Annotated in this window: 14 protein-coding genes and 3 tRNA genes; 9 read left to right on the top strand and 8 right to left on the bottom strand. The window is 67.1% G+C overall.

The window, feature by feature from the left end; all coding sequences use genetic code 11:
* Window positions 1-46: 46 nt before the first annotated feature.
* Window positions 47-1,807, bottom strand: a complete 1,761-nt coding sequence (locus ACNSN4_RS00515) for a SipW-dependent-type signal peptide-containing protein (protein WP_418283811.1) — start codon at window positions 1,805-1,807, stop codon at window positions 47-49.
* Window positions 1,808-1,962: 155 nt separating this feature from the next.
* The gene (locus ACNSN4_RS00510) at window positions 1,963-3,264 is read right to left on the bottom strand and encodes a choice-of-anchor W domain-containing protein (protein ID WP_418283810.1); all 1,302 of its coding nucleotides are present in this window, start codon (window positions 3,262-3,264) and stop codon (window positions 1,963-1,965) included.
* 420 nt (window positions 3,265-3,684) lie between these two features.
* Here ACNSN4_RS00510 and ACNSN4_RS00505 point away from each other — a divergent pair, with 420 nt between their 5' ends.
* Window positions 3,685-4,218: a DUF7344 domain-containing protein gene (locus ACNSN4_RS00505; RefSeq protein ID WP_418283809.1), complete on the top strand. Its 534-nt coding sequence runs from the start codon at window positions 3,685-3,687 to the stop codon at window positions 4,216-4,218.
* Between the two features lie 561 nt (window positions 4,219-4,779).
* On the opposite strand, the gene ACNSN4_RS00500 is transcribed toward ACNSN4_RS00505, so the two are convergent.
* On the bottom strand, window positions 4,780-5,712 hold the full coding sequence (locus ACNSN4_RS00500; protein ID WP_418283808.1) for a DUF8054 domain-containing protein: 933 nt from the start codon (window positions 5,710-5,712) through the stop codon (window positions 4,780-4,782).
* A gap of 345 nt (window positions 5,713-6,057) precedes the next feature.
* Here ACNSN4_RS00500 and ACNSN4_RS00495 point away from each other — a divergent pair, with 345 nt between their 5' ends.
* The 4 genes from ACNSN4_RS00495 to azf all read left to right on the top strand — a co-directional run bounded on the left by ACNSN4_RS00495 (window position 6,058) and on the right by azf (window position 10,954).
* Window positions 6,058-6,612 carry a DUF7344 domain-containing protein gene (locus tag ACNSN4_RS00495; protein ID WP_418283807.1) on the top strand — a complete coding sequence of 185 codons (555 nt, stop codon included), beginning with the start codon at window positions 6,058-6,060 and terminating at the stop codon, window positions 6,610-6,612.
* 135 nt (window positions 6,613-6,747) lie between these two features.
* Window positions 6,748-9,519, top strand: a complete 2,772-nt coding sequence (mutS, locus tag ACNSN4_RS00490; protein WP_418283806.1) for a DNA mismatch repair protein MutS — start codon at window positions 6,748-6,750, stop codon at window positions 9,517-9,519.
* Between the two features lie 73 nt (window positions 9,520-9,592).
* Window positions 9,593-9,943 carry a cell division protein SepF gene (locus ACNSN4_RS00485; protein WP_418283805.1) on the top strand — a complete coding sequence of 117 codons (351 nt, stop codon included), beginning with the start codon at window positions 9,593-9,595 and terminating at the stop codon, window positions 9,941-9,943.
* Window positions 9,944-10,066: 123 nt separating this feature from the next.
* Complete coding sequence (gene azf / locus ACNSN4_RS00480) at window positions 10,067-10,954, top strand: NAD-dependent glucose-6-phosphate dehydrogenase Azf (RefSeq protein WP_418283804.1); 888 nt, start codon at window positions 10,067-10,069, stop codon at window positions 10,952-10,954.
* Between the two features lie 22 nt (window positions 10,955-10,976).
* On the opposite strand, the gene ACNSN4_RS00475 is transcribed toward azf, so the two are convergent.
* The 3 genes from ACNSN4_RS00475 to ACNSN4_RS00465 all read right to left on the bottom strand — a co-directional run bounded on the left by ACNSN4_RS00475 (window position 10,977) and on the right by ACNSN4_RS00465 (window position 12,774).
* Entirely contained in the window at window positions 10,977-11,783 is an 807-nt protein-coding gene (locus ACNSN4_RS00475; protein ID WP_418283803.1) for a DUF309 domain-containing protein, read from the bottom strand.
* A 120-nt stretch (window positions 11,784-11,903) separates the two neighbouring features.
* Complete coding sequence (locus tag ACNSN4_RS00470) at window positions 11,904-12,104, bottom strand: hypothetical protein (RefSeq protein WP_418283802.1); 201 nt, start codon at window positions 12,102-12,104, stop codon at window positions 11,904-11,906.
* Window positions 12,105-12,701: 597 nt separating this feature from the next.
* Window positions 12,702-12,774 (bottom strand) — tRNA-Arg (locus tag ACNSN4_RS00465).
* Window positions 12,775-12,958: 184 nt separating this feature from the next.
* On the opposite strand from ACNSN4_RS00465, the gene ACNSN4_RS00460 reads away from it, so the two are divergent.
* The 4 genes from ACNSN4_RS00460 (at window position 12,959) to ACNSN4_RS00445 (ending at window position 16,859) form a co-directional block, all read left to right on the top strand.
* A complete protein-coding gene (locus tag ACNSN4_RS00460) occupies window positions 12,959-13,471 on the top strand; it encodes a hypothetical protein (RefSeq protein WP_418283801.1) in 513 nt (170 codons plus the stop codon).
* Between the two features lie 272 nt (window positions 13,472-13,743).
* The gene (locus ACNSN4_RS00455) at window positions 13,744-15,255 is read left to right on the top strand and encodes a single-stranded DNA binding protein (RefSeq protein ID WP_418283800.1); all 1,512 of its coding nucleotides are present in this window, start codon (window positions 13,744-13,746) and stop codon (window positions 15,253-15,255) included.
* A gap of 167 nt (window positions 15,256-15,422) precedes the next feature.
* Window positions 15,423-15,854, top strand: coding sequence for a histone (locus ACNSN4_RS00450; protein ID WP_418283799.1), 432 nt, complete (start codon window positions 15,423-15,425; stop codon window positions 15,852-15,854).
* Window positions 15,855-16,859: a histone deacetylase family protein gene (locus ACNSN4_RS00445; protein WP_418283798.1), complete on the top strand. Its 1,005-nt coding sequence runs from the start codon at window positions 15,855-15,857 to the stop codon at window positions 16,857-16,859.
* 162 nt (window positions 16,860-17,021) lie between these two features.
* Here ACNSN4_RS00445 and ACNSN4_RS00440 read toward each other — a convergent pair.
* A tRNA-Asp gene (locus ACNSN4_RS00440) sits at window positions 17,022-17,094 on the bottom strand.
* A 30-nt stretch (window positions 17,095-17,124) separates the two neighbouring features.
* A tRNA-Asp gene (locus tag ACNSN4_RS00435) sits at window positions 17,125-17,197 on the bottom strand.
* Window positions 17,198-17,263: the final 66 nt, after the last annotated feature.

The raw sequence follows: 17,263 nt of genomic DNA, 5'->3' as shown, positions 1-17,263 counted from the left end.
CCAAATGGGGTGTGACAGGGTAGCCAGCCGTCAGGACGCGGGGGTCCTAGCCGACGATGGGGGCGTCGTCGATCGGAACGCCGGCGCCCTCCGGATCGTTGTGGCGGCACTGCTCGGCGTAGAGTCCGAGGTCGAACACGAGCTCGGCACCCTGCACGTCGTTGTTGTCCAACTCCGCCTCGTCGTCGGTCGACCGGATCGGGAACTCCCAGCTGAAGCCGAGACAGTGGGTCACGTCCGTCTCGAAGCACTCCGCGCTGTCGTCGAGCGGGCTGCCGTTGAGGACCGTCCCGTAACCGCTCTCGAAGCCTGTCAACACGTCGGCGAGCGTCCCGCAGGTGATGACCTGTTCGGGCAGAATCTCCAGCGCGACCTGCGCGAACACCGACGGGATCGACGTCGGGTCGGCGATGTTGAAGAAGAACGCCGGATCGCCGCCGAAGCTGAACGGGTCGCCGCCGAAGTCGGCCGCGACCGCGCCCGAGACGTCGATGGCAATCCCCGCCGGGCCGGCGAGCACCCGCTGGGTGAACTCGGCTTTCGGGCGCGACGTGTCGTCTCCGAGGACGAAGATGTTCGACGCGTAGTCCGGGTGCGTCCGAAGTTCGTTCGCCGCGGTGAGGAGGTCCTCGTACCGCTGATTCGGAATGCTTCCGGATCCCGGCGGGAACGGCTCACCGTCGGTGAACGTCAGCGACTTCGCGCTGCGGGAGTCGTCGCTGCGGTTCTCGAACATGCCGACGGCCGTCTCGTACGCCTCTTCGAGCGTGGTACCGACGTCGATCGAGCCAGCGCTCGCGAACGGATCGAGGGGCCCGCCGACGATGTCGGCCAGCTGTTCGCGGAGATTCCGCAGCGGGGCTTCCCCGTCCGAGTCGAGCGTGATCAGGTCTCCGAGGTCCTCGTCGAACGCGATCTCCACGATGTTGGGATCGTCGAGGTCGCTGTCGGCGTAACCGTCGAACAGCAGTCCGCCGACGCGGATGTCCCCGGCGTCGACGTTCGGGTCCGTGGCGATCGCGTCGAGGAGCAGATCGATGAAGTCGACGACGCCCTGTTCGACGAGGTCGATCGTCGTGGTCTCGTCGTACGACGTTTCGCCGTAGCCGCCGTCGATCGTGATCTCGTCGTCGAGAACCGGCGCGCCGTAGCGCTCGTAGAACATCGACCCGGAGACGTCGATCATCAGGAGGATGTCGGACGGTTCCAGATCGTCGAACACGTTGTCGCAGTCGTCGTCGCGCCAGACCTTCGCCATCAGGTGGTCCGCGAGGTTCCCGTCGCCCTGTCCGGGCGTTTCGCTCGTGATCTCGCCGTTCATCCAGACGTACGCGGGGTTGTCACAGACGGTGAACCCGAAGGTGACCTCCCCCTTGTCGCCGGGTTTGACGTCGTCGAGGTCGATGATCGGGCGCTCGCCGCCGTCGAGATCGGTGAAGTCGTTACACGACAGCGGAAGGTTCCGCCCCGTCGCGGGGTCGTCACTCGGGTCGTCGACGTACGCCCGGTCGCCGAGCGACTGGATGCCGTCGCCGTCGTCGTCGGGGAACGCGTTCACCCACGGTCGGCCAGCCCCGCCGTAGTCTCCGGGGCGGACCGACTGGTCGGCGCCGTAGTACAGCTGCTGCCAGCTGCCGAACATCGCGAGCGTGCCCGCGGTGATCGCGTTGTCGTCGAACGACTCCTGGTCGCTGAAGTACGCGGTCGTGCCGAGGCCGGCACCGGCGCTGGCGACGCCGATCGCTCCGAGACCGCCGAGGAGCTTTCGCCGCGAGATGTCGAACGTTGATGAGTGGTCGTCAGTCATGATTGTACACCCCTCCGTGGGGAGTCCCGCCGACGGAGTCGAACCGTCTTGTGGCCGCGGTCAGTGATGACCGTCCACGGGGGAGTGAGTCGGTTCGCAGGTGCGAGTCGACTCGGAGCGAATCGGCCCGTGAGGACCGAGGGGTCGGCGAACGGTTACTCGACGACGACGTCGAACGCGACGCCCTCCTCGGCGTCCGTGTCGTAGTCGCCTTCGAGCGTGACCGTCACGTCGCCGCTCAGCACGAAGCCGTCCGCCAGCAGTGCGGGGTTCGCGTTCATCACGAGGTACCGGAGGTCGCGACCCGAGCCGTCGTTGCTCGCGGTGACGCCGTCGGGACCGACCAGCGCGATCGGGACGCCGTCGGCGTCGGCGAGCGCGAGGTTCTCGACGTCGATCGTGGCCTGGTCGGCCTTCGTCTGAACGCCGATACGTCCCTGCGGTTCGCCGCCGCTCGCGGTAACTTCGACGCCGTCCAGATCGAACGTCGAGACGTCGGCGTCGCCGTCGTACTCGAAGCTGAAGGGGACGGATTCGCCGGACGCCCACGGGTAGTTCGCCTCGTCGTCGGTCTGAGACGACTCCCAGATTCCGACCTCCCAGGTCTGGGGACCGCCGCCGTCGCCGAACCGCCCGCGTGCGTTCATGCTCGCCTGGGCGAACTCCTCTTCGACCGTGACGAACCCGTCGCCGACTTCCGTCTCGGCCTCGCGGCCGAGGAAGGACGCGAGGTCGTTGTGGCGGCACTGCTCGGCGTGGAAGTCGACACCGAACGTCGAGACTGCACCCTGCAGCTCGTTACCGACGGTCGCCGGGATCTCGATCTCGACGCAGAACTCGACGGGCTCGTTGGGCTGGTGACAGAACTCCTCTGCCGACGACGGAACGGGGATGCAATCGTCGAGAGCATCGAACAGTCCGGAGAGGCCGTTCTCGTACACGACGACCTCGGATCCGTCAGCGAACGTGAGCGTCGCCGTTGCGTTGGCGGCCTCGCCGATCGTGATCATGTCCTCGTCTGCGTCGACGTCGTAGAGGTCGGCGGCGAACGCGTTGCCCGCCTCGGCACCGGTCTGCTCGTCCGCGTCGAAGCACACCTTCGCGAATCCGGGGTTACCGTCGATCTCCACGTGCCAACAGAACTCGTACTCGTCGCCGGGCTTCGCGTCCTCGATGACGATCTCGTCGGTGACGACGGCCTCGTCGTCGGATTCCGCGAGCGCCTCCATGAAATCCAGCTCGTCCGGGCCGATGCCGTCCTGATTGACGCGAACGACCTTCTGCTCGACGAGCAGCGCGAGCGTGCCCGCGGTGAGCGTGTTGTCCGTGAAGCTCTCCTCGTCGCTGAAATACGCCGTCGTACCGAGTCCCGCACCCGCGGAGGCGACGCCGACCGCGCCGAGGCCGACGAGCATCTTACGCCGCGAGAGTCCGATGTTGTTGTCTTCGGGGTTCATGATTGGTTTGTGTCCGACGCGTTGCCGTTCCGACGGCGGCATCGGTTACTCCCCTCTGAGCGAGATACCCACCTAGTTACGAGCAGCCACGTCATCGTCGAACGCCGGCTTCGATCCGGTGGAACGAGGCGTTCGACCGGCGGTTCGACCGCCCTACTGGGAGCAAAAACGGCGGCATGATCGCCATACTCGGGACGAAAATGACGGTATGAACACCGTGCCGCCGCGAGCGCGATGCGCGGAGCGAGACACCGGCAGAGAGCGAGCGTACAGGGCCGCAGTCTATCGATTTTCTCGGAGGAGAACGGCACCGTACGGCCCGACAAGTCAGGGGTATTTGACGCATACATATGCCCTCAACGAGAGTGAGAGTGACCAACGACCGACACGTCGCCCTAGCGGGGTGTCGGAGGCCCGTCCATGAAATTCCGAACCGACATCCTCCCGGCCGAACAGGTGTACGCCGTCCTCGCGAACGAGCGCCGCCGCCGCGCGCTCGAACAGCTCGAAAGCGTCGGCGGCGCGGTGACCGTCCACGAGCTGTCGTCGCTGATCGCGGGCCGCGAGACGGGCGAGAGTCCGCCGCCGAAGCGGTGTCGCGAGAGCGTGTACACCTCGCTCGTCCAGACGCACCTGCCGAAGTTAGCGGAGCTCGGCGTGATCGAGTACGACCGGGAGACGCAGACGATCGAGGTCTCGCGGCACGCTCGCGACGTCTCCTTATACACGGAGATCGTCGCGGCGAACGGCGTCACGTGGTCGGAGCTGTACCGCGCGCTCGGCATCGTCTCGCTGACGGTGCTGCTCGCTGCGCTCCTCGGAGCGCCCGTCGTCGGCGCGGTCGATCCGGTGTTGTGGGCGAGCCTCTTCCTCGCGGCGTTCGCCGTCGCGGGCGCGTATCAGCTGTGGGTCAACCGCTTCTCGGTGCTGCGGCAGTTCCGCCCGAGTCGGTGAGAGCGGGGCGAGTTCGTTTGCGGCCGGTATACGGAGCGCAGCCCGGCGCGTCGTACGTTTATAACGAAGCTCCGGTGAAATCCGTAGCAAGGGATAGATCCGAGTCCGGTTTCGGTCAGTACAGACACGAGATGACTGATGACGGGAGCGGGTATATCGGGTTAGCTGAGTAGTTGGTTATAAGCGATCGACTGGCGTTGCGGTCGACTATTTATACGAGATTGACGATTCTGCGCCAAGCACCTCCAAAGCCCCAGCCGCGAGGACTCGCGCGACTTGTTGTGCGCTTCAGTCGCTCACCTCCGTTCGCTCCTTCCAGTGCTTACGTCGCCGTGCTTCGTCCTCGCGGCAGGGCGAGAGCGGAGCTCTCGCTTGCAACCGGCGCCACGCGCCGGTGACTGCCCCTTCGAGTCCCACCCAGCACAGCAACCGCATCCCCTCACCTCCCCGATCTCGTCGGTGGTCCTCCGCTTCGCTCCGGACCACCGACTCCCTCGCACCGTCGGTTAGGAGAATGGGTTTATAACTAAAACGCCGGTCGCAACGCAGGGAGCGACCGCCTCACGCGGCCGTCGCGACGGACGGGGGGAGGTCCATCTCGAAGAGGCGCGCGTCGCAGTCGAGACATCGCCCCGCGACGACGTCGTAGCTCGCACAGCAGGACTCGACCACCCGCTCTTCGAGCGCCACGGTGCCCTCGCAGGTCGGGCAGGTCTCGACGAACAGCCGAAGCGCGCCGAGCACGCCGCTTCGCGCCGCGAGCGGGAGACGCTCCCAGTCGTCGAGCCGGTCGGCGAGGACGCGGTCCGCGGCGAGGTCGGCGAGGAACGCCGCGCGGGACTCCCAGTGGCCGATGCGAGCGCCGTCAGCGCGGGCGTACGCCGCCCCGCCGCGCCAGTCGATCGAGAGCGCCTCGGCGTCGGCGCCGGTGAGCGTCGCGAGAGCGGCGATGTCGGCGGGGGCTTTCGCGCCGTCCGCGGTCGAGTCGGTAGCGACCGGGTCCGAGCCGTCCCGAGCCGACTCGTCGGCCACCTCGTCCAACTCGACGAGGCGAGACCACCACGCCGACTCGAACCACGGCGCGAACGCGAACTCCGTCCCGTCGGGCGTCTCGATCAGCACGTCCGCGGCGAGGAGGTACGACTCGGCGTCGATCTCGGCGGGCGGCGCGGCCTCCCGCCCTTTACCGAACAGTCGCAGGACGCGCTCGGGGAGGTAGCGCTTCGTGAGCTCGGGCGTCCCCGGGACGAGATAGCCGCGCAGCCAGATAGCCGCGAGTGAGACGGCGAAGACGAGGGCCGCGAGTTCGACCGCAAAAAGCACGGTGACCGCGGCGGCGACGACGCTCGCGATACCGACGTTGACGATAGCGCAGGGGAGACAACGGTTCTCGCCGGTGTACTCCGCCTGCCGGAAGCGGTCGAGGCCGGTTCGCCGCGTGGCCGCACGGTGCGTGGACGCGTCGCGTGCTGGCACGTCGTGTGACGGTGTCATACCGTTCTTTGGCACGGATCGGGCGTATGTATGACCGGCCTACCGGGACCGACAACGGCGACATCGTCCCCGATTAACTGGCGGCCGAACTCCCGCATCGGCCGACGGCGTATCTCCGCGTACTCAGGTTGCGATCCCGGTCGCTCAGAGGTCGCTCCGGACGCCGGATCGCGATCGCGATCCATCACTCGACGTAAATTAACGACGGAATAATATCCCGATTCGAATGGGTGCGTGCCGACAAACGTCCGCTATCCCGTCGTCGGTCCCCGTCAGACATACCAATAGATACTGATATGTTCTTTGACGTTGATTAACAAGACGGTAACTCCCCCTAACCCAGTTATGACATCACAACTCATTCGCAACGATGGGACGGCGTCGAGCGATGTCGACGGCCCGTCTAGGGACGAAGTGTTTACCGCGTTGAGCAACCAGCGGCGGCGAAACGTGATCACCTATCTGAAAGAGCGCGGTGACGACGCGAAGGTACGGGATATCGCCGAGCAGCTGGCCGCGTGGGAGAACGACCTCGAGATCAACGAGGTCACGTACAAACAACGCAAGCGCGTCTACACGGCCCTCCACCAATCGCACCTGCCGAAGTTGGCGGGAAGCGGGTTCATCGACTACGAATCGGATCGGGGACTGGTCTCGTTGACGGACGAAAGCAAGCAGCTGGAGGTGTACCTCGAGGTCGTTTCGGAAAACGAGATCCTCTGGAGCGAGTACTACATCGGACTCGCCGTCGTCTGCGGGCTGCTCGGCGGGGCCGCGTGGATCGGTACCGTCCCGTTCGCGAGCGTCAACGGGTACGCGTACGCGGTGTTGTTCGCCCTCCTGTTCGGGGTCTCGGCGGTGGTACACCGGACGGTAACGCGGCGGAATCGGATCGGGTGACGCGGTGGAATCGGATCGGGTGACGGGCGTCGTTCGCCGCCGCGCCGCCGCCGACGCGACGCCCCCGAGCGTGCGACGCGAACCCGCGACCGACACCCGTAGGGTTTTACCCGCCGACGGCGGGAGTACGGACATATGCCAACGGGGATCGTCGGGGAGTTCCTCGATCTCAAAGCGGAGACCGACGCGGACGTCCTCGCGATGCAGTGCGGCGACTTCTACGAGTTCTTCGCGGACGACGCGGAGCTCGTCGCCGACGAGCTCGATCTGACCGTCTCACAGAAGTCCTCGCACGGCTCGTCGTACCCGATGGCGGGCGTGCCGCTCTCGGAGCTGACGCCGTACGTAAAGGCGCTCGTGGAGCGCGGGTATCGCGTCGCCGTCGCGGACCAGTACGAGACCGACGACGGCCACGCCCGTGAAATCACGCGGGTCGTCACGCCGGGCACCCTCCTCGAAACCGCCGACGACGACGCGCGGTACCTCGCGGCGGTCGTCCGCGGGAGCGACGAGGCAGGCGGGCCGTACGGGCTCGCGCTCGCCGACGTGACCACCGGACGATTCCTCGTCACCGAGGTCGACGACGCGAGCGATCTCCGGGCGGAGCTGTACCGGTTCGACCCCGCCGAGGTGCTTCCGGGGCCTGCCGTTCGGAACGACGACGCCCTCCTCGGTGCGGTCCGCGAGGAGCTGTCGGGGTCGGTGTCGCTGTTCGACGGGGAGGCGTTCGCCCCCGGCCGGGCGACGCACGCGGTCCGCGAGCAGTTCGGTCGGGAGACCGCCGACACCGTCGGGCTCGACTCCGAGCTGGCGCTCCGCGCTGCGGGGGCCGTACTGCGGTACGTCGAGGAGACCGGGACGGGTGTGCTGGCGTCGATAACGCGGCTAAACGCGTATGAAGACGACGATCACGTCGAGCTCGACGCGACCACGCAGCGGAACCTGGAGATCACGGAGACCATGCGCGGGGACGCCGAGGGCTCCCTGTTCGCGACGGTCGATCACACCGTCACCGCCGCCGGGGGACGGCTCCTCCGGGAGTGGCTCACGCGCCCGCGCTGCGACCGCGCGGCCCTCGATCGACGGCTCGACGCGGTCGAGGCGCTGGCGTCGGCCGCGCTCGCACGCGACAGGCTCCGCGAGACGCTGGGGGACGCGTACGACCTCGAACGGCTCGCCGCGCGGGCGACGAGCGGGAGCGCGGGCGCGCGCGAGCTCCTCTCCGTGCGGGACACCCTCGATCTGGTGCCGGCACTCGTCGACGCCGTCGAGGGAACCTCGCTCGCCGACTCACCGGTCGCCGCGGTCCTTCGCGATCTCGACCGCGACCGAATTTTAGCCCTCCGCGACGAACTCGCGGACGCGCTCGCCGACGACCCGCCGAAGACGAAGACGCAGGGCGGACTGCTCCGAACGGGGTACGACGACGAGCTCGACGGGCTGATAGAGCGCCACGAGGAGGCCGTCGAGTGGCTCGACACGCTCGCGGAGCGCGAGAAGCGCCAGTACGGGCTCAGCCACGTCACCGTCGATCGCAACAAGACGGACGGCTACTACGTCCAGGTCGGCAAGTCCGTCGCGGACCAGGTTCCCGAGCACTACCGAGAGATCAAGACGCTGAAGAACTCGAAGCGGTTCGTCACCGAGGAGCTGGAGGAGCGCGAACGCGAGGTGCTCCGCATAGAGGAGGCGCGCGGCGAGCTGGAGTACGAGCTGTTCGAGGCGCTTCGCGAGCGCGTCGCGAGCGAGGCCGAGCTGCTCCAGACCGTCGGACGCGCAGTGGCCGAGCTCGACTCGCTGGCCTCGCTCGCGACTCACGCCGCCGGCAACGACTGGGTGCGCCCGGCGCTCACCGACGAACGCCGGCTCGACGTCGACGCGGGGCGGCACCCGGTCGTCGAGCAGACGACCGACTTCGTGCCGAACGACCTCCGATTGGACGCCGATCGGAGCTTCCTCATCGTCACCGGTCCGAACATGAGCGGGAAGTCGACGTACATGCGGCAGGCGGCGCTGATCCAACTGCTCGCACAGGCCGGGTCGTTCGTCCCCGCGCGGGCGGCCGCGATCGGGATCGTCGACGGGATCTACACCCGGGTGGGCGCGCTCGACGAGCTCGCGCAGGGCCGCTCGACGTTCATGGTCGAGATGCAGGAGCTGTCGAACATCCTCCACTCGGCGACAGACGACTCGCTCGTCATCCTCGACGAGGTCGGCCGCGGCACCGCCACCTACGACGGGATATCCATCGCGTGGGCGGCGACGGAGTACCTCCACAATGAAGTGCGCGCGCGGACCCTCTTCGCCACGCACTACCACGAGCTGACGACGCTCGCCGACCACCTCCCGCGGGTCGCGAACGTCCACGTCGCGGTCGACGAGCGCGACGGCGACGTCACGTTCCTCCGAACCGTGCGCGACGGCCCGACGAACCGGTCGTACGGGGTTCACGTCGCCGACCTCGCCGGCGTCCCGACGCCCGTGGTCGGTCGCGCCGACGAGGTGCTCGATCGGCTCCGCGAGGAGAAGGCGATCGAGGCGAGAGGGTCGCGGGACAGCGGGGAGGCTGGCGGAGCCAGACCCGGAACCGGCAGCGGCGAGGGGACGAAACAGGTCGTCTTCGACCTCTCGTCCGGGTCGTTCGCGGGCGACGACGATAGCCCCGTGTCGCGTTCCGCGTCGCCGCCGAGAGACGACGGCTCCGAGGAGGGCCGAAACGGGACGGGCCCGGGGTCGGCGTCGGCCGACGCCAAGGGTGCCGCCGGGACACCGGAGGCCGACCGAATCGATCCGGAGACGGCAGCCGTGATCGAGGAGCTGAGTGATGTCGACATCGCGGCGACCGCGCCGGTCGAACTGCTCTCGCGGGTACAGAAGTGGCAGGAACGCCTCGGCGGGCGCGACTGAGACCGCGGGGAACGTGGCTCGACAGCCTGCGTCTGACGTAAGAACTAATGTCTGACATCGTCGTGTAGTGTGTATGGGTATTATGAGCAAGATCCTCGGCGGCGGCGGCAATCGCTCCGTCGACGACTACGTCGAGTTGAACCTCGACGACTTCGCCGAGGCGCACGCGGAAACGGGCATGCAAGTACACATCGCGGAGATCGGCGACCAGGGCGACGTGATCCCGATTAAAGACGCCGTCTACGACGGTGACTTCGTCATCGCGGACATCACCCGCCACTCGACGTCGGACCGAACGATCGAACACATCATCGACGAACTCCGACAGGTCGCTCAGGAAGTCGACGGCGACATCGTCCAGAAGGGGGACGATCAGCTCGTCCTCACGCCGACCGGCGTCAGCATCTCCCGAGAGAAGCTCTGAGGTCGGCGGTCGACCCGTGGTCATAGGCTCCATTCCGGCGTATGAGGACTGAGTAGACCGCGATCCGCCGGTACGCGTGCGAACCGTGGCATATATGCCCGTCTCCCGCCCACGTCCGACTGAATGGACGAGCCGGTCCTGCTGACAGGCGCCGGTGGACGGGTGGGGCAAGCCATCCTCCGCGGCATCGGCGACGACTACGAGTGGCGGCTCCTCGATAGAGAGCCGCTGCCAGCGGCGAAGGTCCCCGATCGGGTTCCCGACGCCGACCGGTACGTCGCCGACATCACCGACGGGCGCGCGGTCCGCGAGGCGATGGAGGGCGTCGGCGCCGTCATCCATCTCGCAGGGGATCCGCGGAAGACGGCGCCGTGGGACTCCGTGCTCCGAAACAACATCGACGGGACGCAGGTCGTGATGCGCGCGGCCGTCGACGCCGGCGTCGAGAGGTTCGCGTTCGCCTCTTCGAACCACGCCGTCGGCGGGTACGAGACCGACGACCGGACTCCGGATATGTACCGCACCGACGACGAGTACCGTCTCGACGGGACGGAGCTCCCGCGGCCGGGGAACCTCTACGGCGTCTCGAAGGCGACCGGCGAGGCGCTTGGACGACTCTACCACGACGAGCATGACATGAGCGTCGTCTGCGTCCGCATCGGGAACCTCACCAAGGGACATCCGCCGCGCGAGTACGAGCGCGGGCAGGCGATGTGGCTCTCACACCGCGACTGTGCCCACCTGTTCGACCGGTGTCTGCAGGCGGAGTACGGCTACGAAATCGTCTACGGTATCTCCAACAACGACCGTCGGTACTATTCTATCGAGCGCGCCCGCGAGGTGCTCGGATACGACCCGATCGACAACTCCGCCGACTACACTTTTGAAGGCGTGCCAAAGGACGGCGGGTCGACCGGTGCTGATAGCGACGCCGACGCAGGCGCGGAGAAAGACGAACCCGCCAAGCCGAACTTCCCCGCAGAGACCGACTCACCGACGAACGGCGGGTGAGGTCTCGCCCACTACGGGCGGATCAAAAGAGGTCGGCGACGTCGCGACGCTTTCTGTCGGCCAGTTCCACGTGATCCGCCAGCCGCGCGGCGACCTGCGGACGCGTCTCGGGTTCGCGACAGAACGCGAACAGCAACTCCGTGAAGGTCGTCTTACCGGTCCCTCGCTCCTCGCGGGCGAGGGCCACAGCGCGCTCGAACACCGGTGCCGTTCTCACGTCGACAGCCCCCACGTCGACAGCCTCCCCGTCAACAGCCTCCGCGAGGGCGGGCGCTGCGAGCGACACGGCCCGCAGGTCGAGGGCGTCGAATCCGGGCACTGCGTCCCCGATTCGAAGTGACGGCGGACTCGCGCGCTCGACCGTCTCCGGGTCGGCGGCGAGTCGTCGACACCAAGCGCGGACCGGAGCGAGGTCGACGCCGCGAGGTCGGTCGGTGAGGCCAGCGAGGTGCTCGACCGCGTTCTCCGCGCAGCCGGTCGCGCCGGTCCAGTTCCGCGACCGGGCGTGATGCGTCGCGGCGACGAACGCGATGAGTCCGTGGAGGAGTCGCTCGTCGGTCGCCTCGGCGTCGCCGAGGGATTCGTCGAGGGATTCGTCGAGGGGTTCGTCGAAAGGTTCGTTGAGGGGTTCGTCGATCGATCGATCAGTCCCGGAGTCGAGCGGGAGCCACGCGGCCTCCCACGGGTCGTGAGCGGCGAGCACGTGGCCTTCGTTGTACAGAGCCGCTCCCGCGAGGAGTGCGGACGCGACGCTCGGTGCGTCGGGGTCGCGGGTGTGAGTATCGCGTACGTCGGTCCGATCGCCGAGACCGTCCTCCCCGTCGTCCATACCCGTCGTCGGCGGCGAGGATACAAAAGGAGTGAGGCCGGAGCGGGGAATCGCGACCGAGATAGCGGGAGCTGGCGCGCGAGCCGACGCCGAAACTGACGGCCGACTCGTCGGTCGGGATCAGCGGAGAGCCGCACCGACGAACACGACGACCGCCAGCGCGACCGCAGCCGCGACGGGGAACGCAGCGGCGACGAGCAACGCGTGGAGCGCCGCGACGGCGACGATCGCTCGTGGGGACTGTCGACGGGGAGCCGGGACGGGGCCACCGTTGAGACCTCGATACGCTTCGCGTTGTTCGGGTGAGAGGGGTCGTTGCATAGTAGTGTCGTAGGGTGTTGCGGATTGTTTCGGGGTATTTCGGGGGTTGTGGGGTGTCGTGAGGGAGGTGGCACGACGGACTCGCGCCGTGGTCGAAGCCGATTCGTCAGACGGGGAGCACATCGAGAGCACCGCGGTCGCTGGACCGCGCGGCGGCCGGGTGTCGATGACGACGATGGACGTGACCGAACGTTGATTTCACGCCGGAAGTCGGCGCGATACCGTCCAGATCACTGCGTCGGAAAACGGGAAGAGAAGGCGGCGATCGCCTCGGAAGACGGACGTTGTCCGCTCCCGCGGTGGATTACGCGGCGACGGTGTCGAAGCGAGCGACGACCGTCCCGCCCTCCCCGGATCCGACGCGCTTCCAAAGAGCGATCGTCGGGGTGGGAACGCGGGTGGTCATGGGTCTGCGCCCAGTCGGAGCGCCGACCAGGCGTGCTCTCACGTAACGAGGCGACCGAAATAATTGTATCCCGACTGTGGGAACCAATGGCGTGATTAGTGGACGCGAATCAATTTCTCTCAGTAATACGTTCGACGGTGACGACGGCCTTCGGCCGCCTCGCGGTGCTCGCCGGTTGGTGTGTCCGAAAACGTCCTGACGGAGATTTGAACTCCGGTCCCTGGCTCCGCAAGCCAAGAGGATAGTCCACTACCCTACCAGGACTCAACTCATCGTACCCCGGTGGAACATAAGACGGTTACGGTCCACGCCCCGCGTGGCGAGGGGTCTCATGCCTTCACAAATCGAAACGAGGAGCGACGCCGAAAAGAGATACCTCGTGCGCTGAGAAAGCACGGTGCGCAGTCGATAGCAGCTACTTATATCCTCAGCAGTCGTCGGAAATGGCATGTACAGACGGGCCCTCCTCGCCACGACCGCAGCGACCATCGCGGCCGGCTGCACCGGCGTCGGCGGATCCTCAGAGGGGTCCGACGGCGACGACGCCGGTGCAGGCGGGCGAAACGGCGCGGGCAAACAAAGCGACGTGGACCCCACCGCCGATCCGGACCTCCGCTCGACCGACATCGTCTCGGTCGACGCCGCGAGCGTCGACGAGACCGCAGTCGAGTTCACCCCGAACGAGGTACACGTAGCCGGAACGCTCGTCGGCGAGACGGGCTGTCACGGCGTCGCCGTGTCGGACGCGACGACCGAGGACGGAACGTTCCGCGTCGTCGTCGCGGCCGTCGATGACGCGGAGCCCGAACAGCTGTGCACGCAGGCGCTGACCGAGGTCGGCTACGAACTGGACGCGACGTTCGGGGACGGCGTGCCGCAGTCCGTGACGGTGGTCCACGACGACGCACACGGAGTGGAGACGGCGGCGAGCGCGGAGCCGGTCGGCGGGAGCAGCGAGTAGCGACGCACGAAGACCGGAAGCGACGCGCGAAAGAGCGGACGGGAGATCGCGCGGGGGTCGACAACGCTCCACACCCGATCCGAACTGCACACTCCTCACCCGATCCGAACTGCACACCTTTTGTATCGAAGGGCCCCAGACACGAGTATGACGATGTTTCGCTCCGCGACGATCCCGCCGCGGAACCGACGTGAGGAGCCGCCGGTTTCGGCCGCGAAACCGGGTCAAGGACAACGCTTATGCGCGGAGTCGACAACGGGGGAGGTACGCGTATGGGAGTGATAGAGGACGTCTACGAGGACCTCGACACGGACGTCGAGTTCGAGGAGTTCGAGGCGGCCGTCGAGGACAAAGTCGAGCAGATGGGCGGGCTCGCGGACGACGAGACCGCGGCGATGCTCATCGCTCACGAGCTTCGCGACGAGGAGGCCGAGACGATCGCCGACATCGAGCCGGGGATGAACGACGTGAAGTTCCTCGGAAAGGTCACGTCCATCGGCGAGATCCGCACGTTCGAGCGTGACGACGAGGACGCCAATGAGGGACGTGTCTGCAATATTGACGTCGCGGACGCGTCGGGGTCCGTCCGCGTCGCGCTCTGGGACGAGATGGCGACCGCGACCGAGGAACAGCTGCAGGTCGGGCAGGTGCTCCGCATCATGGGACGGCCGAAAGAGGGCTACAGCGGACTCGAAGTGAGCGCCGATAAGGTCGAGCTTGACGAAGACGCCGAGGTCGACGTGCAGGTGCTCGACACCTACCGAGTCGAGGACCTCTCGCTCGGCGCCTCCGACGTCGATCTGATCGGCCAGGTGCTCGACACGGACGCCGTCCGCACGTTCGACCGCGACGACGGCAGCGAGGGACGAGTCGCGAATCTCACCGTCGGCGACGGGACGGGCCGCGTACGGGTTACCCTGTGGGACGACAAAGCCGACCTCGCAGACGAGTTCGAGGCCGGCGAAGTCGTCGAAGTCGGCGACGGGTACGTCCGCGAGCGAGACGGCGACCTCGAACTCCACGTCGGCGACCGCGGCACCGTCGAGCGCGTCGACGAGGACGTCGAGTACGTTCCGGAGACGACCGACATCGCCGACCTGGAGATCGATCAGACGGTCGACATCGGCGGCGGCGTCATCGAGACGGATCCGACACGGACCTTCGACCGCGACGACGGCAGCGAGGGACAGGTCCGGAACGTCCGTATCAAAGACGAGACGGGCGAGATCCGCGTCGCGCTGTGGGGCGACAAAGCCGACACGGAGATCGATCTGGCCGACCACGTGGTGTTCACCGACGTGGAGATTCAGGACGGCTGGCAGGACGATCTGGAGGCCTCCGCGAACTGGCGCTCGACCGTGTCCGTCCTCGACAAGGAAGCGGGCGGGCCGAGCGTCGACGGCTCGACCGGAGGTGAGGTCGGCGGACGGGGTTCCAGCGGAAGCGACGCCGGCGGAAGCGACACTGGACTCGGCGCGTTCGCCGACGACGGAGCCAAGGCCGCCACCGAGGCCGTCTCCGCGGGAACGGCCGGGAACGCCGACGCGAGCGGAACCGCCGAGGCGGCCGAGAGCGGTGGTGCGACGGCCGCGACCGCCGAACGCGACGCGGCGGCGGACGTCGAGTTCACCGGGACGGTCGTCCAGACCGGCGATCCGGTTGTCCTCGACGACGGACAGAAAACGAAAAGCGTCGAGACAGATGCGAACCTACGTCTCGGCGAAGAGGTAACGGTGCGGGGAGCGGAACGAAACGGGACGATCGACGCCGACGACGTGTTCTGAGGCGTCGATTGCGGGTCGGTGTCGCATCCGTCGGTCGGTGAAGGACGGGAACGAGGAGATACGTCGGAACGGTAGCGGGACGGACAGAGTGACGACGACGACGCCCCTCGGGCGCAGAAACGCCGGTAACGGAAAGCGTTATACGGTACACGGACGCGACTGTGTGTATGAGTGTCGAGTTGCCGTTCGCGCCGGTCGACGGGATCATCCGGCGGAACGCCGGTGAACTCCGCGTGAGTGCGGACGCCGCCGAAGAGTTGGCTCGCCGGATCCAAGCACACGGCGCGGAGCTGGCGATCGACGCCGCCGAACAAGCGACCGAAGACGGGCGGAAAACGCTGATGGCGTCCGACTTCGGCGTCGAGCAGGTCATCAGCCGAGGGGAGCTCACGCTCCCCGTCGCTCCCATCGACCGAATCGCGCGGTTGCGAATCGACGACCGGTATCGGGTCGGCGTCGACGCCCGGATTGCGTTGGCCGACATTCTCGAAGACTACGCGGACAACGTCGCGAGCGCGGCCGCGACGCTCGCGCGTCACGCCGACCGGCGAACCGTACAGGCCGAGGATATCGAGACGTACTTCGCGCTGTTCGAGTAGATGCGATTCGGCTACAGCGAGCGGTGTCTCGCACATGACACGGGGGAACGACATCCCGAGAACCCGGACCGCCTGCGCGCGATCCGCCGCGGACTCGCGAAGCGACACAGCGTCGAGTACACCGATGCTGACCCGGCGACCAAAGACGAGGTCGCGGCGGTTCACGACGAGGCGTACGTCGACGAATTGGAGGCGTTCGTCGACGACGGCGGCGGCAGTTGGGACCCCGACACGGTCGCCAGCGAGGGGACCTGGGACGCAGCCCTCAGCGCAGCTGGCCTCGCACAGTGGGCGGCTCGAACGGCGCTCAACGGTTCGAACGGGCGAGACACGCCGTTTTCTATCGGGCGACCCCCGGGGCATCACGCCGTTAGGGACGACGCGATGGGGTTCTGCTTCTTCAACAACGCCGCCGTCGCAGCGCAGACCGTCCTCGACGACGGGACGGCCGACCGCGTCGCGATCTTCGACTGGGACGTCCACCACGGGAACGGCACGCAGGACATCTTCTACGACCGCGGCGACGTCCTCTACGCGTCGATCCACGAGGACGGGCTCTATCCGGACACCGGCGACATCGATGAGACCGGGAACGGAGAGGGCGAAAACGCGACGGTGAACCTTCCGCTCGCGGCCGGCGCCGGCGACGCCGACTACTGCTACGCCATCGACGAGGCGATCGCGCCGGCACTGACGCGGTTCGATCCCGACCTCGTGATCGTCTCCGCCGGTTTCGACGCCCATCGCCACGATCCGATCTCGCGGATGCGCGTCTCCTCGGAGGGATACGCGCTGATGACCGACCAGATCCGGACGGCCGCCGACGAAGCCGGTGCGGCCGATGCCTACGTGCTCGAAGGGGGATACGGGCTCGACACGCTGGCCGAGGGGGTTTCGATGGTCCACGAGACGTACGACGGACGGACGCCCGTGGCGGACGACGGTGAGCCGGACGCTAAGACCGAGAGTCGCGTCGATGAACTGCGGTCGCTGCTCGATTTATAAGCCGGAAGTACCGGTGGGCCGCTCTCGGAACTGACTCTCGGTGAACTCTCGGAGAGGAGACTGCTCGCTCCACTCCCCGATTCGAATCCCTATGGAACGGTTCATCGCCGCCGGACTCGTTCGTCGCTTCGCTCCTCACTCGTAATCGGCGGCGACAGAAGACGCCCGGAGCGGGATTTGAACCCGCGTCACGACCGTGACAGGGTCGTATGATGGGCCACTACACCATCCGGGCAAACAGCGACAGCGCCCCGAACTGTGGGGACGCCCGGAGCGGGATTTGAACCCGCGTCACGACCGTGACAGGGTCGTATGATGGGCCACTACACCATCCGGGCTTGTCGCACTCATTCGTACCCCTGTCTGGCAAATAAGGCTTGTCATCGCCGCCGACGGTGGGGGTG

Origin of the sequence: Halorubrum marinum (assembly GCF_048381195.1) — an archaeon.
GTDB lineage: Archaea > Halobacteriota > Halobacteria > Halobacteriales > Haloferacaceae > Halorubrum.
This window is presented reverse-complemented; position numbering and strand designations above follow the sequence as displayed.

Bases quoted from the DNA above. Each gene is read 5' to 3' on its own strand.
- ACNSN4_RS00505 (WP_418283809.1), top strand. From the start codon at position 3,685: ATGAAATTCCGAACCGACATCCTCCCGGCCGAACAGGTGTACGCCGTC.
- azf (WP_418283804.1), top strand. From the start codon at position 10,067: ATGGACGAGCCGGTCCTGCTGACAGGCGCCGGTGGACGGGTGGGGCAA.
- ACNSN4_RS00445 (WP_418283798.1), top strand. From the start codon at position 15,855: ATGCGATTCGGCTACAGCGAGCGGTGTCTCGCACATGACACGGGGGAA.
- ACNSN4_RS00510 (WP_418283810.1), bottom strand. From the start codon at position 3,264: ATGAACCCCGAAGACAACAACATCGGACTCTCGCGGCGTAAGATGCTC.
- ACNSN4_RS00455 (WP_418283800.1), top strand. From the start codon at position 13,744: ATGGGAGTGATAGAGGACGTCTACGAGGACCTCGACACGGACGTCGAG.
- ACNSN4_RS00515 (WP_418283811.1), bottom strand. From the start codon at position 1,807: ATGACTGACGACCACTCATCAACGTTCGACATCTCGCGGCGAAAGCTC.
- ACNSN4_RS00450 (WP_418283799.1), top strand. From the start codon at position 15,423: ATGAGTGTCGAGTTGCCGTTCGCGCCGGTCGACGGGATCATCCGGCGG.
- ACNSN4_RS00460 (WP_418283801.1), top strand. From the start codon at position 12,959: ATGTACAGACGGGCCCTCCTCGCCACGACCGCAGCGACCATCGCGGCC.
- ACNSN4_RS00475 (WP_418283803.1), bottom strand. From the start codon at position 11,783: ATGGACGACGGGGAGGACGGTCTCGGCGATCGGACCGACGTACGCGAT.
- ACNSN4_RS00470 (WP_418283802.1), bottom strand. From the start codon at position 12,104: ATGCAACGACCCCTCTCACCCGAACAACGCGAAGCGTATCGAGGTCTC.
- ACNSN4_RS00485 (WP_418283805.1), top strand. From the start codon at position 9,593: ATGGGTATTATGAGCAAGATCCTCGGCGGCGGCGGCAATCGCTCCGTC.
- ACNSN4_RS00500 (WP_418283808.1), bottom strand. From the start codon at position 5,712: ATGACACCGTCACACGACGTGCCAGCACGCGACGCGTCCACGCACCGT.
- mutS (WP_418283806.1), top strand. From the start codon at position 6,748: ATGCCAACGGGGATCGTCGGGGAGTTCCTCGATCTCAAAGCGGAGACC.
- ACNSN4_RS00495 (WP_418283807.1), top strand. From the start codon at position 6,058: ATGACATCACAACTCATTCGCAACGATGGGACGGCGTCGAGCGATGTC.